The sequence below is a fragment of the Neorhizobium sp. LjRoot104 genome (assembly GCF_964253725.1).
Classification (GTDB): Bacteria; Pseudomonadota; Alphaproteobacteria; order Rhizobiales; family Rhizobiaceae; genus Neorhizobium.
The window spans coordinates 1,178,437-1,195,103 of the sequence record NZ_CAXURS020000002.1; the positions used below are offsets into that span (position 1 = coordinate 1,178,437).

Annotated in this window: 16 protein-coding genes; 12 read left to right on the plus strand and 4 right to left on the minus strand. The window is 62.9% G+C overall.

The window, feature by feature from the left end:
- Positions 1–5: 5 nt before the first annotated feature.
- Entirely contained in the window at positions 6–1,361 is a 1,356-nt protein-coding gene (locus ACSQ8R_RS27695) for a PLP-dependent aminotransferase family protein (RefSeq protein WP_436256544.1), read from the minus strand.
- A 211-nt stretch (positions 1,362–1,572) separates the two neighbouring features.
- Between ACSQ8R_RS27695 and ACSQ8R_RS27700 the strand changes: the two genes are divergently transcribed.
- Together ACSQ8R_RS27700 and ACSQ8R_RS27705 are read left to right on the plus strand one after the other, a co-directional pair.
- On the plus strand, positions 1,573–2,436 hold the full coding sequence (locus ACSQ8R_RS27700) for a DMT family transporter (RefSeq protein ID WP_436256545.1): 864 nt from the start codon (positions 1,573–1,575) through the stop codon (positions 2,434–2,436).
- 87 nt (positions 2,437–2,523) lie between these two features.
- A complete protein-coding gene (locus tag ACSQ8R_RS27705) occupies positions 2,524–2,850 on the plus strand; it encodes a hypothetical protein (protein WP_436256546.1) in 327 nt (108 codons plus the stop codon).
- A gap of 100 nt (positions 2,851–2,950) precedes the next feature.
- Here ACSQ8R_RS27705 and ACSQ8R_RS27710 read toward each other — a convergent pair whose 3' ends face one another.
- The 3 genes from ACSQ8R_RS27710 to ACSQ8R_RS27720 all read right to left on the minus strand — a co-directional run bounded on the left by ACSQ8R_RS27710 (position 2,951) and on the right by ACSQ8R_RS27720 (position 6,467).
- Complete coding sequence (locus tag ACSQ8R_RS27710) at positions 2,951–3,646, minus strand: DUF2161 domain-containing phosphodiesterase (protein WP_436256547.1); 696 nt, start codon at positions 3,644–3,646, stop codon at positions 2,951–2,953.
- Between the two features lie 36 nt (positions 3,647–3,682).
- Complete coding sequence (locus ACSQ8R_RS27715) at positions 3,683–5,401, minus strand: ABC transporter ATP-binding protein (protein ID WP_436256548.1); 1,719 nt, start codon at positions 5,399–5,401, stop codon at positions 3,683–3,685.
- A gap of 124 nt (positions 5,402–5,525) precedes the next feature.
- Positions 5,526–6,467 carry a LysR substrate-binding domain-containing protein gene (locus ACSQ8R_RS27720; RefSeq protein ID WP_436256549.1) on the minus strand — a complete coding sequence of 314 codons (942 nt, stop codon included), beginning with the start codon at positions 6,465–6,467 and terminating at the stop codon, positions 5,526–5,528.
- 182 nt (positions 6,468–6,649) lie between these two features.
- On the opposite strand from ACSQ8R_RS27720, the gene speB reads away from it, so the two are divergent.
- The 10 genes from speB (at position 6,650) to gtdA (ending at position 16,640) form a co-directional block, all read left to right on the plus strand.
- Positions 6,650–7,708 (plus strand): agmatinase, encoded by a 1,059-nt coding sequence (speB, locus tag ACSQ8R_RS27725; RefSeq protein WP_436256550.1) that lies wholly within the window; start codon positions 6,650–6,652, stop codon positions 7,706–7,708.
- 73 nt (positions 7,709–7,781) lie between these two features.
- Positions 7,782–8,870 (plus strand): ABC transporter substrate-binding protein, encoded by a 1,089-nt coding sequence (locus ACSQ8R_RS27730; protein WP_436256551.1) that lies wholly within the window; start codon positions 7,782–7,784, stop codon positions 8,868–8,870.
- 196 nt (positions 8,871–9,066) lie between these two features.
- Positions 9,067–10,104 (plus strand): ABC transporter ATP-binding protein, encoded by a 1,038-nt coding sequence (locus tag ACSQ8R_RS27735; RefSeq protein ID WP_436256552.1) that lies wholly within the window; start codon positions 9,067–9,069, stop codon positions 10,102–10,104.
- Positions 10,101–10,955 (plus strand): ABC transporter permease, encoded by an 855-nt coding sequence (locus ACSQ8R_RS27740; RefSeq protein WP_436256553.1) that lies wholly within the window; start codon positions 10,101–10,103, stop codon positions 10,953–10,955. The genes ACSQ8R_RS27735 and ACSQ8R_RS27740 overlap by 4 nt, the downstream gene beginning before the upstream one ends.
- Positions 10,952–11,746 carry an ABC transporter permease gene (locus ACSQ8R_RS27745; RefSeq protein ID WP_436256554.1) on the plus strand — a complete coding sequence of 265 codons (795 nt, stop codon included), beginning with the start codon at positions 10,952–10,954 and terminating at the stop codon, positions 11,744–11,746. The genes ACSQ8R_RS27740 and ACSQ8R_RS27745 overlap by 4 nt, the downstream gene beginning before the upstream one ends.
- Before the next feature lie 12 nt (positions 11,747–11,758).
- The gene (locus ACSQ8R_RS27750) at positions 11,759–12,529 is read left to right on the plus strand and encodes a carbon-nitrogen hydrolase family protein (RefSeq protein ID WP_436256555.1); all 771 of its coding nucleotides are present in this window, start codon (positions 11,759–11,761) and stop codon (positions 12,527–12,529) included.
- Between the two features lie 108 nt (positions 12,530–12,637).
- Positions 12,638–13,717, plus strand: a complete 1,080-nt coding sequence (locus tag ACSQ8R_RS27755) for an iron-containing alcohol dehydrogenase (RefSeq protein WP_436256556.1) — start codon at positions 12,638–12,640, stop codon at positions 13,715–13,717.
- Between the two features lie 59 nt (positions 13,718–13,776).
- Complete coding sequence (locus ACSQ8R_RS27760; protein ID WP_436256557.1) at positions 13,777–14,679, plus strand: IclR family transcriptional regulator; 903 nt, start codon at positions 13,777–13,779, stop codon at positions 14,677–14,679.
- A 162-nt stretch (positions 14,680–14,841) separates the two neighbouring features.
- A complete protein-coding gene (locus ACSQ8R_RS27765) occupies positions 14,842–15,468 on the plus strand; it encodes a hypothetical protein (RefSeq protein ID WP_436256558.1) in 627 nt (208 codons plus the stop codon).
- A gap of 122 nt (positions 15,469–15,590) precedes the next feature.
- On the plus strand, positions 15,591–16,640 hold the full coding sequence (gtdA, locus tag ACSQ8R_RS27770) for a gentisate 1,2-dioxygenase (RefSeq protein ID WP_436256559.1): 1,050 nt from the start codon (positions 15,591–15,593) through the stop codon (positions 16,638–16,640).
- Positions 16,641–16,667: the final 27 nt, after the last annotated feature.

Sequence of the window (16,667 nt, forward strand, 5' to 3'; positions counted from 1 at the left end):
ACCCGCTATCCACCGAGACCGTCGAGCGCCCGCCCGAGGCTCTCGAATATCCTCGCATCCTCCGACTGCGCCACGTTGAAGCGCAGGAAGCTGCCGGCGTTCTGGGAGAGGCTGAATGCGTTGCCCGGAGCGAGCACGATATTGTCGGCAAGGCAGGCGCGCGCCACATCGGCCGCCTCTATCCCGTCGGGAAGACTGCACCAGAGAAACATGCCTGCGCGCGGCTGAAGCCAAGGCGTGATGCCGAGGCTTGCAAGCCGCCCTGTCGCGGCCTCCATTGCCCGCGAAAGCCGGACGCGCAGCTCTTCCAGATGTTTCCGGTAGCTGCCGTCGGTCAACAGCAGCAATACGAGCTCGGACGGCAGCCGGCCCGCCGCGAAGCTCGTGGCGATCTTCAGATCGACGAGGCCCTCGATCCATTCCCGCCTGGCGGCGATGAAGCCGCAGCGCGCCGAAGCCGACAGCGTCTTGGAAAAGCTGCCGATCTGCACCACCCCGTCGAGCCCGTCGAAGGCGGCCAGGCGCGGCGCCGGCTCGTGCTCCAGGTCCGCGAAGATGTCGTCTTCGATAATCGTCAACCCGGCCCGGTCGGCGAGTTTCAGAAGCCGGTGCGCCACAACCGGCGAAAGCGTCGCCCCGGTCGGATTGTGGATCGCCGAATTGGTGATGTAGAGCCGCGGCTTGTGCTCCTCGAGCGCCTGCCCGAACGCCTCGATATCCGGCCCGGCCGGTGTCATCGGCACGCCGACGACTTTTGCGCGATGCGCACGCAGCAGGGCGTGGAAATTGAAGTAGCACGGGTCGTCGACCAGGACTGCATCGCCGGGCTCGATCAGAAAACGGCAAAGAAGGTCGATCGCCTGGGTGCCGGATTCGGTGAGGATGATCTGGTCGGGGGCGGCCGGTATGCCGTGCTCGCCCATGCGTCGGGAAAGGAGCTGCCGCAATTGCGGCGAGCCGAGCGGCGTGCCGTAGTCCGACAGGACCCGCTCCTCGCCGCGCGACAGGCTGCGCAAAGCCCTTCGAATAGCCGCCTCGGGCATCCAGGAGGGCGGCAGCCAGCCGCAACCGGGCTTCAACAGGTCGCCATCCTCCAGTGCCTGGCGCGACACCCAGAACGGATCGACCGCCCGGTCGAGCTTCGGGCCGATCTCGGAGAGCGACAGAGGTGCCAGCGGACTCGACACGTAGAAACCCGACCCCGGCCGAGAGCGGATCAGCCCCTCCGCGGCCAGCCGCTCATAGGCCTCCACCACCGTCGAGGCGGAGACATGCATCGTCTTGGCGAAGGCCCGCACCGAGGGCAGGCGCGCGCCGGGAACCAGTCCTCGCCCGGCGATGCGCCCCCGAATCTCCGCCATGACGACGCCTATGCGATGGCGACCGCCCTTCCGATCCGCCCCAATATCCACCGTACTGCTCCACAAACCATAACAGTTTCTGGAAATCGTATCGCATTGTCTCTGGCGCCGCCATGACTTCCGGCCGATAGCCGGAAAATACCCAAGGAATGCCACCGGCGAACGTCCAAGGGAGACATCCGGGGATTGCCCGGAAAACAGGAGACTTTCGATGAACAACACGACAAGCGGCTGGATCAGCGGTTTCGTTGGCGTTTTGATCTTCAGCGGTTCGCTTCCCGCCACCCGCATTGCCGTTGCGGACTTCGATCCGCTGTTCCTGACCGTAGCGCGCGCCACGATCGCCGGCCTGCTCGCCATATGCCTGCTCCTGGCCTTTCGCGAAAAACGCCCGGGCCGATCCGATCTTCTGCCGCTGGCCGTCGTCTCGCTCGGCGTCGTCATCGGCTTCCCGCTGCTGACGGCGCTGGCGCTGAAACACATCACCTCGGCTCATTCCATCGTGTTCGTCGGCCTGCTGCCGCTGTCGACGGCGATCTTCGGGGTGTTGAGGGGCGCAGAGCGCCCGAAGGCCGTCTTCTGGCTGTTCTCCTGTCTCGGCAGTGCCATCGTTGCCGGCTTCGCGCTGTTTCAGGAAGAGGCCGCCTCCTCGGTCGGCGATCTCCTGATGCTGGGGGCGATCATCGCCTGCGGGCTGGGCTATGCGGAAGGTGCCAGCCTGTCGCGCAGGCTCGGTGGCTGGCAGGTCATCTCCTGGGCGCTGGCACTTTCCCTGCCGGTGATGCTGGCTCTGTCGCTCGCCACGATGCCAACCTCATTCCCGGATATCGGCAGCACGTCCTGGGTCGGTCTCGCTTATGTCTCGCTGTTCAGCATGTTGATCGGCTTCATCTTCTGGTATCGCGGCCTGGCTCTCGGCGGCATTGCGGGAGTAAGCCAGCTGCAGCTTCTTCAACCCTTTTTCGGCCTGGTTCTGGCCGCCGCGCTTCTCGGGGAAACGGTCAGTCTCGGCATGTTCGTGGCGACATTGGCGGTGGTTGCCTGCGTGGTGGGCGCCAAAAAATTTGCACTTTAATTCGGCAGGGTCTGCTTTTGTCGTTCACGAATTCGGGAACCAAACGCGCACCAGGGCATTGTCCGGCTGCAGAAGGAGGAAGCAATCATGACTTTTGATCCCAATGACAGAAAGTTCGAAACCCGCGATCCGGACCTCCGGGCAACGGAAGTCCGTCGTAGTAGCAGTTCTTCGTGGGTGCCGTGGGTTGCTGTGATCGCCGTCATTCTGGTCGGCGCATTCGTATGGTCGCAGATGGGTGGTTCCTCGACCGACCCGCAGACCACGTCTTCGACCAATCCGCCGGTAACCGACAACTCGACGTCGTCACCCGCACCGGCACCGATCACCCCGGCCGCTCCGCCGGCAGCCAGCCCCGCTCCGGCCACTCCGCCGGCAGGTGGTGCGACCGGCGGCACCGGCACGCAGCCGTAAGGGCGGCGCTTGAGAGATACCCAAAGCCGTCCGCCTTTCGAGGCGGGCGGCTTTTCCAACTGGCAGAGAATACGTGAGAGGCTTCCCTGACCGTGAGGGGCTATACGCCGATATCGTTCGGCAGGGTCTGGCCGATTTTGTCCGACACCGTTTGCGGCCAGCGCTCCAGCGCCTGCCGCCCCACATCCGTCAGCCCGTAGATCCCCTTTTCGATGCGCTCGAACCAGCCGTAATAATTGGCGCGAAGGATCGTACCGGCAGTCGGTGCCGCCTGCTTCATGTCGCGCGGGCGAAGCGGGCCGGCGGCAAGCGCCGAGGCACAGGCGAGCGCCTGCTGTCGGTAGGCGGTCATCACCGGCACCTTCGTGCTGCCACCGACGGCTGGGTCGCCCTTGCGCTTTCGATGTTCCTTGACCAGTCGCGTGCGCCGTTTCGGGTTGGTGCGCGGCATTGGCGAAACCGAACTGACCAGCACGCTCACCTCGCCCGTTTCCGAAACCCCGAGCATGCCGATGCCCATCCGGCGGCAGAGATCGCGATATCGCCTGTCCGCCTCCCGGCCCCTGCCCTTGGCCGAAATCCGAGCAGCGATCCAGACCTCGTCCGAAACCCCGGCCCGGTCGACCGCCTGCAGGATCAGTTCGAGATTGAAGGTGAGCTTCAGTTCGCAGACCACCACGACGGGCGGATCCGTCTCGCTCAACCCCACCAGATCACAGCCGCCCACCTCCCCCTTCACCTCGTAACCGAAGCTTTTGAGAAAGGTTTTGACAGGGAGATAAAGCGAAGTTTCCATGCGGTCCGGCGGCAATGAATCAGTCGATGGACATTATCACATCATCCCTGACTGCGCCGCGTGAAGCCTGGTATAGGCGCCGCGTTTGGCGATCAGGTCCTGATGCGTGCCCTCTTCGAGGATGCCATTGCCGTCGATGACGACGATGCGGTCGGCGCCCTGGATAGTGGCGAGACGATGGGCGATGATCAACGTCGTACGGCCTTGCGAGAGCTCGGCAAGCGAGCGCTGGATGGCGCGTTCCGTCTCGGTATCGAGCGCTGAGGTCGCCTCGTCCAGAATCAGGATCGGCGGGTTTTTCAGGAACATGCGGGCGATCGCGACACGCTGCTTCTGGCCGCCAGAGAGTTTCACGCCGCGCTCGCCGATCATCGTATCGAGCCCCTGCGGCAGGCCGGCGAGCATTTCTTCAAGCCGCGCCCGCCGTGCCGCCTCGACAATATCGGTTTCGCTGGCGCCGAGGCGTCCATAGGCGATGTTTTCCCGAAGCGTGCCGCCGAACAGGAAGACGTCCTGCTGGACGATGCCGATCTGCTGGCGCAGTGACACCTTTGTCATGGCGCGGATGTCGATGCCGTCGATGGCGATGCTGCCGGAGCCGATCTCGTAGAAACGCGGCAGCAGCGAGCAGATCGTCGTCTTGCCGGCGCCGGAAGGACCGACGAAGGCGATGGTCTCGCCGGCGTGGATCGAAAGGTTGACGTTTTCCAGCACCGGCTTGTCCGGGCTGTAACCGAAGGAGACGTTCTGATAGGCGATCTCGCCCCTGAGGTGATCGACGTCGACCGCGTCAGGCGCGTCGGCGATATCCGGCTCGGTATCGATCAGTTCGGTGAAGCGGCGAAAGCCGGCAATGCCCTTCGGATAGGTCTCGATCACCGAATTGATCTTCTCCACCGGGCGGAAGAAAACCCCGACCAGCAACAGGAAGCCGATGAAGCCGCCGGCCGTCAGTTCGCCCGACAGCACGAAATAGGCGCCGGCGACCATCACCACCATCTGGGTCAACCGCATGCTCATGTAGCTGAGCGAGCTGCTTGCCGCCATCAGCTTGTAGGCGTCGAGCTTGACGCGGCGGTAGTTCTGGTTGTCCTGTTCGAAAAGATTGCGCTCATGGCTCTCGTTGGCGAAGGCCTGCACCACCCGGATGCCGCCGACATTCTCCTCGATGCGGGCGTTGAAATCGCCCACGCGCTGAAACAGGCGGCGGAAATTGTGGGTCATGCGGCCGCCGAAATGGCTGGTGACCCAGGCGGTCAGCGGCACGACGACGGCGGTGATCAGCGCCAGCTGCCAGTTGACCGAGAACATCAAGGCAAGCGCACCGATGAAGGTCATGATGGCGATGAACAGGTCTTCCGGCCCGTGATGGGCGACTTCGCCGATCTCTTCCAGGTCCTTGGTAAGGCGCCCGACGATATGGCCGGTCTTCTGGTTGTCGAAATAGCTGAACGAGAGTTTCTGCAGGTGGTTGAAGGCCGCCCGGCGCATATCCGTCTCGATATTGATGCCGAGCATGTGGCCCCAATAAGTGACGATCGCCATCAGCCCGGTATTGATCACATAGATAACCAGCAGCGCCGCCGAGGCGAGCAGGATCAGCAGCCATTCCTGGCTGAGGAGAAGCCGGTCGATGAACAGTTTCACTGCCATCGGAAAGCCGAGCTCCAGCATGCCCGAAATGATCGCACAGCCGAAGTCCAGGATGAACAGGCCACGATAGGGCCGGTAATAGGCAAAGAAGCGACGAAGCATCGGACACTCTGGGAAATCAATAGATGAGCAACGGGGACAAGTTTTGAAAGACGCTTAGCCGGGTTCTACGGCGAGGTAAACATTCGTCTCGTGATCCCGCGGACAATAGAGAGAGCGATAGATATCAGGCGCGGCGGCTGCGCAACAGGGTGCGCGCCGAGGTATGCGGTTCCGCGAGCTGATCGGCATCCAGCGAGGCGAACAACCAGTCGATGAACACCCGCACGATCGGCGCCGAACGCATGGCCGAGCGGCAGGCGACGTAGAAGGCGTCGTTGGCGGGAACGCTCAAGTCGAAGGGAACGACCAGCTCGCCGCGGGCGATCAGCTTGCTGGCGGTGATCGTGTCGCCGAGCGCGATCCCCTGCCCGTGCAGCGCCGCCTCCGTCGAAAACCGGGCGTCGCCCATGAAATATTGCTGCCGGCGCGGCAGGTCGACGGCATCAGCGGCGGAAAGCCAGGTGTTCCATTCGCGCCCGTCGGCATCACCATGCAGCAGGACATGGTCTTCAAGATCGCGCATGGAGCGTAGCGGCCGGCTGTTGAGCAGGGTGGGGCTCGCGACCGGAAAGAGCTGCAGGTTGCTCCAGAGCCGAGTCCAGGCATCCGGCCAGTTGCCATCGCCATAAAGGACGGCAACGTCGACATCCGAGGAATGCAGCACGGCCGGATCGTTGGAGGCGGCGAGCTTCAGCCTGACACCCGGGAACTGCTCGGTGAAGGAATTGAGGCGCGGCACGATCCAGAAGGAGAGAAGCGCCGGTACGCAGGTGATCGACAGTTCGCCTGAAGTCGCCGGCCGCTTCATCTGCGCGGTCGCGGCGGCGATCTCACCGAAGGCCTGGCTGACGGCGGGCAGCAAGAGGGCGCCCTCGGAGGTCAGCTTCAGTCGCTTGGCTCCGCGCTCGAACAGCGAGACCTTGAGCGAGCCTTCCAGAGCCTTGATCTGGTGGCTGACCGCGCCATGGGTGACGTTCAGCTCCCGCGCCGCCGCCGAGACCGAGCCACGGCGGGCCGTCGCCTCGAAGGCGCGCAACGGATTGAGAGGCGGCAGCCGGTTGTTCATATCGATCCCAAATTGATCTTAAGTGTTAGTTTTTCTCACAGCTATTGCTAGAACAATCTCAATTGCTTTTCCACCCGCACCTGACGGATAATGATGAAAACAAGGGCGGCAAGCTCGGCGGAACAAAAATTAGGCTGCACACAAGCGACTGGCAAACAGGGCAGCAGACAGGCGAGGCGATCATGACATTCGACGCGAAGAAGCTCGGCGAACTGCGCGCAAAATATCTCGACAGCCCCGGCGGCGAGATCTTCGATCCGAAGTTCAAACGAGTCGGCGAGAAGATCTTCGACAAGGCCGGCACCCGCGTCGCGCCCTATGCGGGCATTCCGACACTTCTCGACGCGCCCTACAGGCCGCTCGATGCGGAGAACCCGGACTTCGGCGACCTGCAGGTGGCGATGATCGGCATGCCGATGGATCTCGGCGTCACCAACCGGCCGGGCTCGCGCTTCGGGCCGCGGGCGCTGCGCACGATCGAGCGCGTCGGCCCCTATAACCACGTGATGGAATGCGCGCCGATCTATGAGCTCAACGTCGCCGATATCGGCGACGTGGCCTTCCGCAGCCGCTACCGGCTGGAAATGAGCCATGACGACATCGAAAAGCGCGTGGGCCAGATCGTCGATGCCGGCGTGCTGCCGCTCTCGGTCGGCGGCGACCATTCGATCACCCATCCGATCCTGAAGGCGGTCGGCAAAAAGGCGCCGGTCGGCATGATCCATATCGACGCCCATTGCGACACGAGCGGCTTTTTCGACGAGACCAAGTTCCATCACGGCGGCCCGTTCCGCAACGCCGTGCTCGACGGCGTTCTCGACCCGACCCGGACGATCCAGATCGGCATCCGCGGCGCGGCCGAATATCTCTGGGAGTTCTCCTACGAGTCCGGCATGACCGTGATCCATGCCGAGGAAGTCACCGGCATGGGGCTTCCGGCGATCATCGAGAAGGCGAAGAAGATCGTCGGCGATGGCCCGACCTATGTTTCCTTCGATATCGACAGCCTCGACCCGAGCTTTGCGCCCGGCACGGGTACCCCGGAGATCGGCGGTCTCACCACCCGAGAAGTGCTGGAACTGGTCCGCGGTCTCAAGGGCATCAACATTGTCGGCGGCGACGTGGTCGAGGTCGCGCCGCAATACGACGCGACCAACAACACCGCCCACGCGGGCGCCCAGATATTGTTCGAAATTTTGAGCCTGATGGTCTTCAGCCCTTCCGTGAAGGGCCGCGCCTGACATAAACTGCAGACAACAAGGGAACTCGCCAGCCGGCAAAGCACCGGCGGGCCTAAAAACAAAGGAGAAAACCATGCGTGACATTCTGAACGCCAAACTCGGCCGCCGCGGCGTGCTCGGTGCCGGCCTTGCCGGCGCCTCCCTGCTGGCCATGCCCTCGGTGCTGCGCGCCCAGGACAAGTCGCTGAAGGTCGGTGTCTATGGCGGCTTCTTCAAGGATTCGTTTGACAAGAACATCTTCCCGGACTTCACCAAGGCAACCGGCATCGCCATCGAATCGGTCGCCGAGCCGACCGGCGAAGCCTGGCTGGTTCAGCTCGAACAGGCCGCCAAGGCGGGTGCCGCTCCGGCCGACGTCTCGATGATGTCTCAGGTTGCGATGCTGAAGGGCCAGTCGACCAAACTCTGGGCGCCGCTCGACCCTGCCAAGCTGCCGAACTCCAAGAACCTGATCGACCACTTCGTCAACAAATATCCGGACGGCAAGGTTGCCGGCATCGGCGCCGTCTCCTGGTACATTACGCTGGTCACCAATACGCAGGCCTACAAGGAAGCACCGACCTCCTGGGCAGCCCTGTGGGACAAGGCGAATGCCGACAAGCTCGGCCTGCTCGCGCTGGTTTCCAACTCCTTCCTCTTGGAAGTGACCGCCAAGACCTTCATGGGCGGCACCAAGGCGCTCGATACTGACGAGGGCATCCTCAAGGCGCTCGAAAAGCTGTCGGAAGTGAAGCCGAACGTCCGTCTCTGGTATCGGGACGAGGCGCAGTTCGAACAGGCGCTGAAGTCGGGCGAAATCCCGATGGGCCAGTATTATCACGACGTCACCGGCCTTGCCGCCTCGCAGGGCAGCCCGGTCCGCTCGACCTTCCCGAAGGAAGGCGGTATCCAGGATTCGGGCTGCTGGGCGCTGTCGCGTGCCTCGAAGAAGACCGAGGAAGCGCACACGTTCATCAACTACATGTGCCAGCCGGCCATCCAGGCGACCCTGTCGCGCAAGGTCGGAACCTCCCCGACCGTCAAGCGCGACCTGCTCGACCTGACCGCGGAGGAATTCGCTTCCGTCTCCTCCGATATCGAGCCGATCATCCCGCGCTACGATCTCTACCAGACCAAGTCCGACTTCCTGAACCAGAAGTGGACGGAGATGATCGCGGGGTGATTGCCCTCTGGGCTGCTCCTCATCCGGCTGCCGCCACCTTCTCCCCGTCCTGACGGGGAGAAGGAATATGCCGCAACCGTTTCCGCCACAATGACGTGCGGTAGGGCAAGTCCCCCTCTCCCCGCAAGCGGGGAAAGGGTTAGGGTGAGGGGCAATTCATGCTATCTACAACCGCCCAAAGAAGCGCGGAGACCGAATGTCCGGATTGAATCTTGAGCATGTGACGAAGCAGTTCGGCAACTTCACGGCCGTCAACGACGTGAGCCTTTCGGTACCCGACGGCACGTTCGTTTGCCTGCTCGGGCCGTCCGGCTGTGGCAAGACCACGTTGATGCGGATGATCGCCGGTCTCGACCTTCCGACCGGCGGCTCGATCGAACTCGGCGGGGCCGATATCACCGCCGTGTCGACCCACAGGCGCGATCTCGGCATGGTCTTCCAGTCGCTGGCGCTTTTCCCGCATCTGACGGTCGGCGAAAACATCGCCTATTCCCTGCGCATCCGCGGGGTGGCCAAGGACGTGCAGAATAAGCGCGTCGATGAACTGCTGGCGATGATCCACCTGCCCGGCTTTGCAGATCGTTCCGTGGCAAAACTCTCCGGCGGCCAAAGGCAGCGCGTGGCGATCGCTCGGGCGCTCGCGATCTCGCCAAAGCTATTCCTGCTCGACGAACCGCTTTCGGCGCTCGACGCAAAACTGCGCGAGGCGATGCAGGTGGAGCTGCGCCAGCTGCAGCAGCGGCTCGGCATCACCACCATCGTCGTTACCCATGATCAGCGCGAGGCGATGACCATGGCCGATACGGTGGTCGTCATGAATGGCGGCGAGATCCGCCAGGCGGCAGCGCCGGTCGACATCTATCGCCGCCCGGCCGACAGTTTCGTCGCCGATTTCATCGGCCAGACCAACCTCCTGCCCGTCGAGGCCGATAGCGCCGGCCGCGCCAGCGTGCTCGGAGAGATGGTCGAAGGTATCGCGCTACCCACCGGTGCGGCAAAAGGCCTGTTGTCGGTCCGGCCGGAAGACGTGCAACTCACCGCCCCCGGCCACGGCGCGATTGCCGGCACCGTCACCTTCATCCGCGATCTCGGCGGCGCCATCGAAACCTTCGTGGAGGCTGGCGGCGCCCAGGTGATCGCCGTCTCCTCGCCGCGCAACCGGCCGGATGTCTCGGTGGGCCAGAGGGTAGGCATAAGGCTCGATCCCGCCACCAGCGTGGTGCTCGCCAGATGAGACGCGAACCGCCGCAGCGCCTTGCCGATTACGGGCCGCTCTTCTTCCCGGCGGGCATGCTGACCGTATTCTTCGTCGTGCCCTTCGCCACGATGATCGCCGTATCCTTCTTCCAGCGCGAACAGGGCGGCTTTTATACACCCGCCTTCGTATTCGATAACTATGCCCGCTTCCTCAGCCTGTTCTTCGGCAAGGTGCTCGGGTTTTCGCTGTTCCTCGCCGTCGCGGTCGCCGTCGCCTGCGTGGTGATCGGCATCCCCTTCACCTATCTGCTCTCCCGTTCGGCCCGGAGGATCCAGATCGTCTGGCTGGTGGCGCTGCTCTCCATCCTGTCGCTGTCGGAGGTGATGATCGGCTTTGCCTGGTCGACGCTGTTTTCCCGCACCGCCGGCATCACCAACCTGTTCGTCTGGCTGGGGCTGATGGCCCAGCCGCAGGCGCTGACCCCGAGTTTCGGCGCGGTCATGACCGCCATGACCTACCAGGCTTTCCCCTATACGGTCCTGGTCCTCTATCCGGCGCTGGTGCGCCTCGACCCGACGCTGACGGAAGCGGCGCGCACGCTCGGCGCCTCGCCCGTCAAAGCCTTCTTCACCGTCGTGGTGCCGGCACTGCGCAACACCATTCTCGCGACGCTGATCATGGTCTTCATCTTCGCGCTCGGCTCCTACCTGTTGCCGCAGTTGCTCGGAAGACCGCAGCACTGGACGCTGTCGGTGCTGATCACCGACCAGGCGATCTATCAGTCGAACATGCCGTTCGCCGCCGCCATGGCCGTTTTCCTGGTGCTGGTGTCGCTGGCGCTGGTAGGCCTTGCGCTTTATGCCGGACAGCAGAGGCAAGCGAAATGATAGCACTGCGCCGCCTGTTCTTCTTCGTCGTCGGCCTGTTCCTGGCCCTGCCGCTGATCGTCGTCGCCGGCGTTTCGATCAATGCACGCCAGACGCTCGCCTTCCCGCCGCAGGGTTTTTCGCTCTCCTGGTACGGCCAGATCTTCACCAATGCCGAATGGCGCAATGCCCTGATCGCCTCGCTGACGCTTGCCGCCTCCTCGGCGCTTTTGGCGCTGCTGATCGCCCTGCCGCTCGCCTGGTTCCTGTGGCGACGGATCGCGCCCTGGGCCAATATATTCCAGCTTCTCGGCGTCGCGCCCTTCACCCTGCCGCCGGTCATCACCGCACTCGGGCTCCTGACCTTCTGGGCGACGACCGGTTTCTACGGCCAGCCCTGGACGGCGGTGATCAGCCACGGCATCTTCTTCGTCACCCTGCCGCTGGTCACCCTGTCGCTTGGTTTTTCGGCGATCGACCGTTCGCTGGTGGAAGCAGCCGCCACCATGGGCGCCGACGACCGGGTGGTGTTCCGCACCGTCGTGCTGCCGCTGATCCTGCCCTATCTCGTCTCCGGTTATGCCTTTGCCTTCGTTCTGTCGCTGAACGAATATATCGTTGCCTACATGACTGTCGGTTTCACCATGGAAACCCTGCCGATCAAGATCTTCAACGCGCTGCGCTACGGCTATACGCCGACCATGGCCGCGGTGACGGTGTTGTTCCTGGTCATCGCGGCGGTGGTCTTCGGTCTTGTGGCCCGCTTCGGCGACCTGCCGAAACTGCTCGGCGCCATGTCGGACGAGCGCTAAAGGAACAAGCCCATGAAGATCGCCGGTTTCCAGATGCAGCCCGTCGTCGGTGACATCGACGCCAACCTCGCCAGGATAGAAACCGCGGCCGAAGAAGCCGCCGCCCAAGGCGTCAAGCTGCTGATCGCGCCGGAACTGGCGGTCACCGGGTATGGGGCGGCGGAAAAATTCCCCGATCTCGCCACGCCCGCCCATGGGCCGGTCACCGACCGGCTGTCGGAAATCGCCGCCAAGCACGGTCTGGCGATCGTCGTCGGTTTTGCCGAAAAGACCTTCGAAAACACATTCAACAGCGCCTTCTTCACCGACGGCATGGGCCAGACGGCTGTCTACCGCAAATGCAATCTCTACGGCCCCTATGAACGCAAATGGTTCGCTCAGGAGGACCGCCGCCAAGTCCTGGTGACGCTCGGCGGCCTACGGCTCGGCTTCCTGATCTGCTACGACGTCGAGTTCCCGGAAAACGTCCGCCAGTTGGCAAAGGGCGGCGCCGATCTCGTCGTCGTGCCGACGGCGCTGCCGACCGGCTGGTCCGGCAAGTTCATCGCCGAGCACATGATCCCGGTCCGCGCCTTCGAGAACCAGGTTTTTGTCGCCTATATCAACCACTCCGGCTCCGACGATCTGTTCGCCTATGCCGGCCTGTCGCGGATTGCGGCTCCGGACGGCAAGCTGATCGCCGAGGCGCCTGCCGAAGGCGAGGCCCTGATCATCGCCGAGATCGACCCGGCGGCTTACGCGCAGTCGCGGGCGGAAAACACCTATCTCGCAGATCTGGTTTGAATTCCAAGCCGGATATACGACCGCCAGGTCAATACGACCTCGGCTAAACTCCCATTTCCTTTGATAATGTTGTATAGCATTCGACGCTACAGCATTCCGGGGGGAGTCATGACGCGTATATTCCGGGCGCCGGCCTTTTATATTCAGGGCCCGTATGCCCTGAGCCAGCTCGGCGAAAAGGCCGCGACCCTCGGCCGTTCGGTCGTGGCGATCTGTGATTCGGCCGTGCTTCCCCATATCGGAGCGGATCTGACCGCGTCCCTGAACCGGCAGGACATTTCACCGACCGTCATCCCCTTCGATGCGGACGTCACCTACAGGGAAATGGACCGCCTCGCCGAACTGGTGCGCGCCGGGGGCGGCGAAGTGGTGGTCGGCATCGGCGGCGGCCGCACCCTGGACGTCGCCAAGGGCGTGGCGCGTCGCACCGGCCTGCCCTTCATCAGCGTGCCGACGGCCGCTTCCACCGACGCCCCCTCGACACGTGGTATCGTCATCTACGACGACCAGCACACGATGATCGCAGTCGAGCAGATGGACCAGAACCCCGCCTTCGTGATCGTCGATACGGCGATCATCGCCAAGGCCCCCGCCCGTCTGCTGCTCAGCGGCATCGGCGACGCGCTGACCGCAAAATTCGAGACCGAAGGCGCCTGGAAGGGTACCGGCCTTTCCAAGCAGGGCACGCGGCCTCTGAAGGTGGGCGTGATGCTTGGAGACATCTGCTACCGGATGCTGCTCGAACATGGTCCCGGCGCCATGCGGGTGGCCGGTACCGGCGAGGTGACGGCGGATCTCGAAGCCGTCGTCGAGGCGATCCTCTGGGTCAGCGCCGTCGCCTTCGAAAACACCGGCCTCTCCATCGCCCACGCCGTCGCTACCGAGTTCGGAGCGATCGAACCCGTTCGAAAACACTCGCTGCATGGTGAACATGCCGCCTATGGCACGCTGGTGCAGGCCATCGCCGAAGACCGGCCGGAAGATGAGATCCAGACACTGTTCGGTTTCTACGACGAGGTCGGCATGCCACGCCGGCTTTCGGCACTTGGCATGCCGGATATCGGCGATGGGGCGATCGAAAGCCTTGCCGCCCGATGCGCAAAAAGCCCCTTCATGGTCAACCAGGAGCGGATGCTCGACGCGAATGACCTTGCCGCCGCCTTCCGGGCTGTGGAAAACTACCCATAAAGCCGGCTCGACCTGCTGCAAATATAAATATAATCATCTGGGAACACAGGGGATTTAGGATGCCGTCAGATAAGGCCAAGGCGCCGGAGGAATGGACCCAGCGCCGCATTCAATCGATCGAGGTCGGCTTCCAGGTCATCCGCGCCATGGAGGCGGCCAACGGCCCGCTGCCCCTGCGCGATATCGCCGCCGCAGCCGGCATGCCGCCCAGCAAGGCGCATCTCTACCTCGTCAGTTTCGTCAAGGAAGGCGTCGCCTTCCAGGACCCCGTCACGGGTCACTACGGGCTTGGCCGTTTCGCGATCCAGCTCGGCCTGTCCGCCATCCGCCAGCTCGATGTGGTCGAGTTCGCGCGTGAGGAGCTTGCGGCCCTGCAGCGCACCGCCGGTTTCGCAACCTATCTTTCGCTCTGGGGCGACCGCGGGCCGGGCATCGTTTCCAAGGTCGATGGCGAGCGGCAGGGATCGCTTGCCGTGCGCCTCGGTTACGTGCTGCCGCTTCTGACCTCGGCAACCGGCCAGGTCTTCCTCACCTATCTCAACGAAAGCGAGACCATGGCGGTGCGGCAGGACGAGATCGCTGCAGCCAAGCGGGGTGCGTCCGACGACACCGCCTTGCTCTCGCCGCGCGTCACCACCACCAAGGACATCCAGAAGATCATCGAGACCGTGCGCCACCAAGGCTATGCGATGACGGTCAACAGCATCAATTCGAGCTTCGCCGCCATCGCCGCGCCGGTCTTCGACTATAGCGGCCGGATCGTCGCGACCATGACCGTGCTCGGCTCCGACAAACAGCTCGCCGGCCCCCGCAAAAAGCCGACCATCGACGCATTGCTGGCCGCAGCGCACCGGCTGTCGGAACGGCTCGGTGCACCCGGACGGGCGGCGAAGGGCGACGGTGACGTCAAATCTCCCGCGGCGTCGAAGCCGACGCGGCCGAAAAGTACCGCGGGGCGGTAGCAGAAGCGTATTAGACAACATTTAATGCGCCACACGTCATTTCGGGCAGGGTAACCACGAACACGCCCCGACGGCGTTGCCCAGCTCTGGGGGTAAGGTTGCTACTCGCTGTTCAGCTCGATCTTTCAGAACTACAATCTCGGCGGCGGCCGAGGGGAGAAGATGAAACGATCGGGCATAATGTTCATGGTTGGGGCCGGTGTGGCCGCCAGCTTAATTTGGGTGACAGTTTACAGCGGAACGATCTTCAACTGGATTTGCGGATGGACCGCTAACGGCGTACGCGAATGGATCGATGCTCTGGGCGCTTACTTTGCGATCCCAAGCATTCTGCTCTTGGCGAAGCAAATTCGTGATACCGACCGCCAGCACAGACGCGCTGTCGGTTTGCAAACCCGCTCCACATTCCAACTCGCACTGAGAGTGCGGAAAAAGGTGAAGGGATTTGCGCAGAGCACCCAACTGAATGTCAACACATGGAAGGCAATAGACGTCAATTCGCCAAACCTCCAGACGAGGGGTGAGATAGAATTAAGGTTTTTGCTGACAATGATGGGAAGCAAAGATCTTCAGCGTGTCGAACAGGAGATCGATATTCCGAGTGTCGACTCTCAGCACCTAAAAAAAGCGATCAACGATACGCTCATTCTTTACTCGAGTGAGAAAGCTCCGCAGTGGGTCCAAGAATCTGTGCTAAGTTTCATGGCCCATACGCTGCAATACGCCGGTGAGATCGAAGAGATTACGGCCTCGTACATGGACGACTTTATAAAATTGATGGGAAAGTAGTGGCGCTTTCGGTTGGTGCGATTGAGAAAGCCCCCGCTACGTCTCGCGCTCTCAATTGACCTCCTCAAAATAATTAGTATACCTTACGATCTGTGGCTGGAGGAGCCGAGGAGGAGGATTTCATGCACGAGATCGATGCGGCCACCGTTGCGAAACGGGAGGAGTTTTACACGCGGATCAAGCCCCACAACATGGCGCCCCTCTGGGAAGTCATGAAGGGCATGTTGCCGCCGGAGCCGACCTCCAAGGCGCAGGCGCATCGCTGGCGTTATGACGATATCCGCCCGCTGATCCTCGAATCCGGCAGCCTGTTGACCGCCGAAGAGGCCGAGCGCCGGGTGCTGATCCTCGAAAACCCCGCCTTCCCGGCCCAGTCGCGCGCCACATCGACGCTCTATGCCGGCATCCAGATCATCATGCCGGGCGAAGTGGCGCCCGCCCATCGCCATACGCCTTCGGCGCTGCGCTTCATGCTGGAGGGTTCGGGCGCCTATACGACCGTCGGCGGCGAGCGCACGCGCATGGCGTTCGGCGATTTCGTCATCACACCCGTATGGGCTTGGCACGACCACGGCAATGACGGTTCCGACCCGGCCGCCTGGCTGGACGGTCTCGACGTGCCGATGATCGCCTTCTTCGAAGCGGTGTTCCGCGAGGATTCCAACGACACCGAACAGGAACTGCTGCGGCCGGAAGGCGACTCGCTTGCCCGTTTCGGTTCCGGCATGCTGCCGATCGGCGGCACGAGCCCCTATGGCCAGACGACGCCGATCTTCAACTATCCCTATGAGCGCAGCCGCGAAGCCCTCTATCGCGCCTCGCGTGGCGAAGAAATTGACGCCCATATCGGCACGACGCTGCGATACTCCAACCCGCTCGACGGAGGCTGGACGATGCCCACCATGTCCGCCTGGCTCAGTCATTTCCCGAAGGGCATGGAAACGGCAAAAATCCGCTCCACGGACCATATCGTCATGTGCATCGCCGAAGGCACCGGCTCGATCACGATCGGCGCAAAAACCTTCGACTTCGGCCCCAAGGACGTGATCGTCGTGCCCGGCTGGTCATGGCGCTCGTTCAAGGCGAACGAGGACGTCGTCGTATTCTGCTTCTCCGACCGCGTGGCCCAGGAGAAGCTTGGTTATTTCCGCGAAGACCGCACCCGCGTCTGAGCGAACACCAGGATCAGGGAGAGAGAT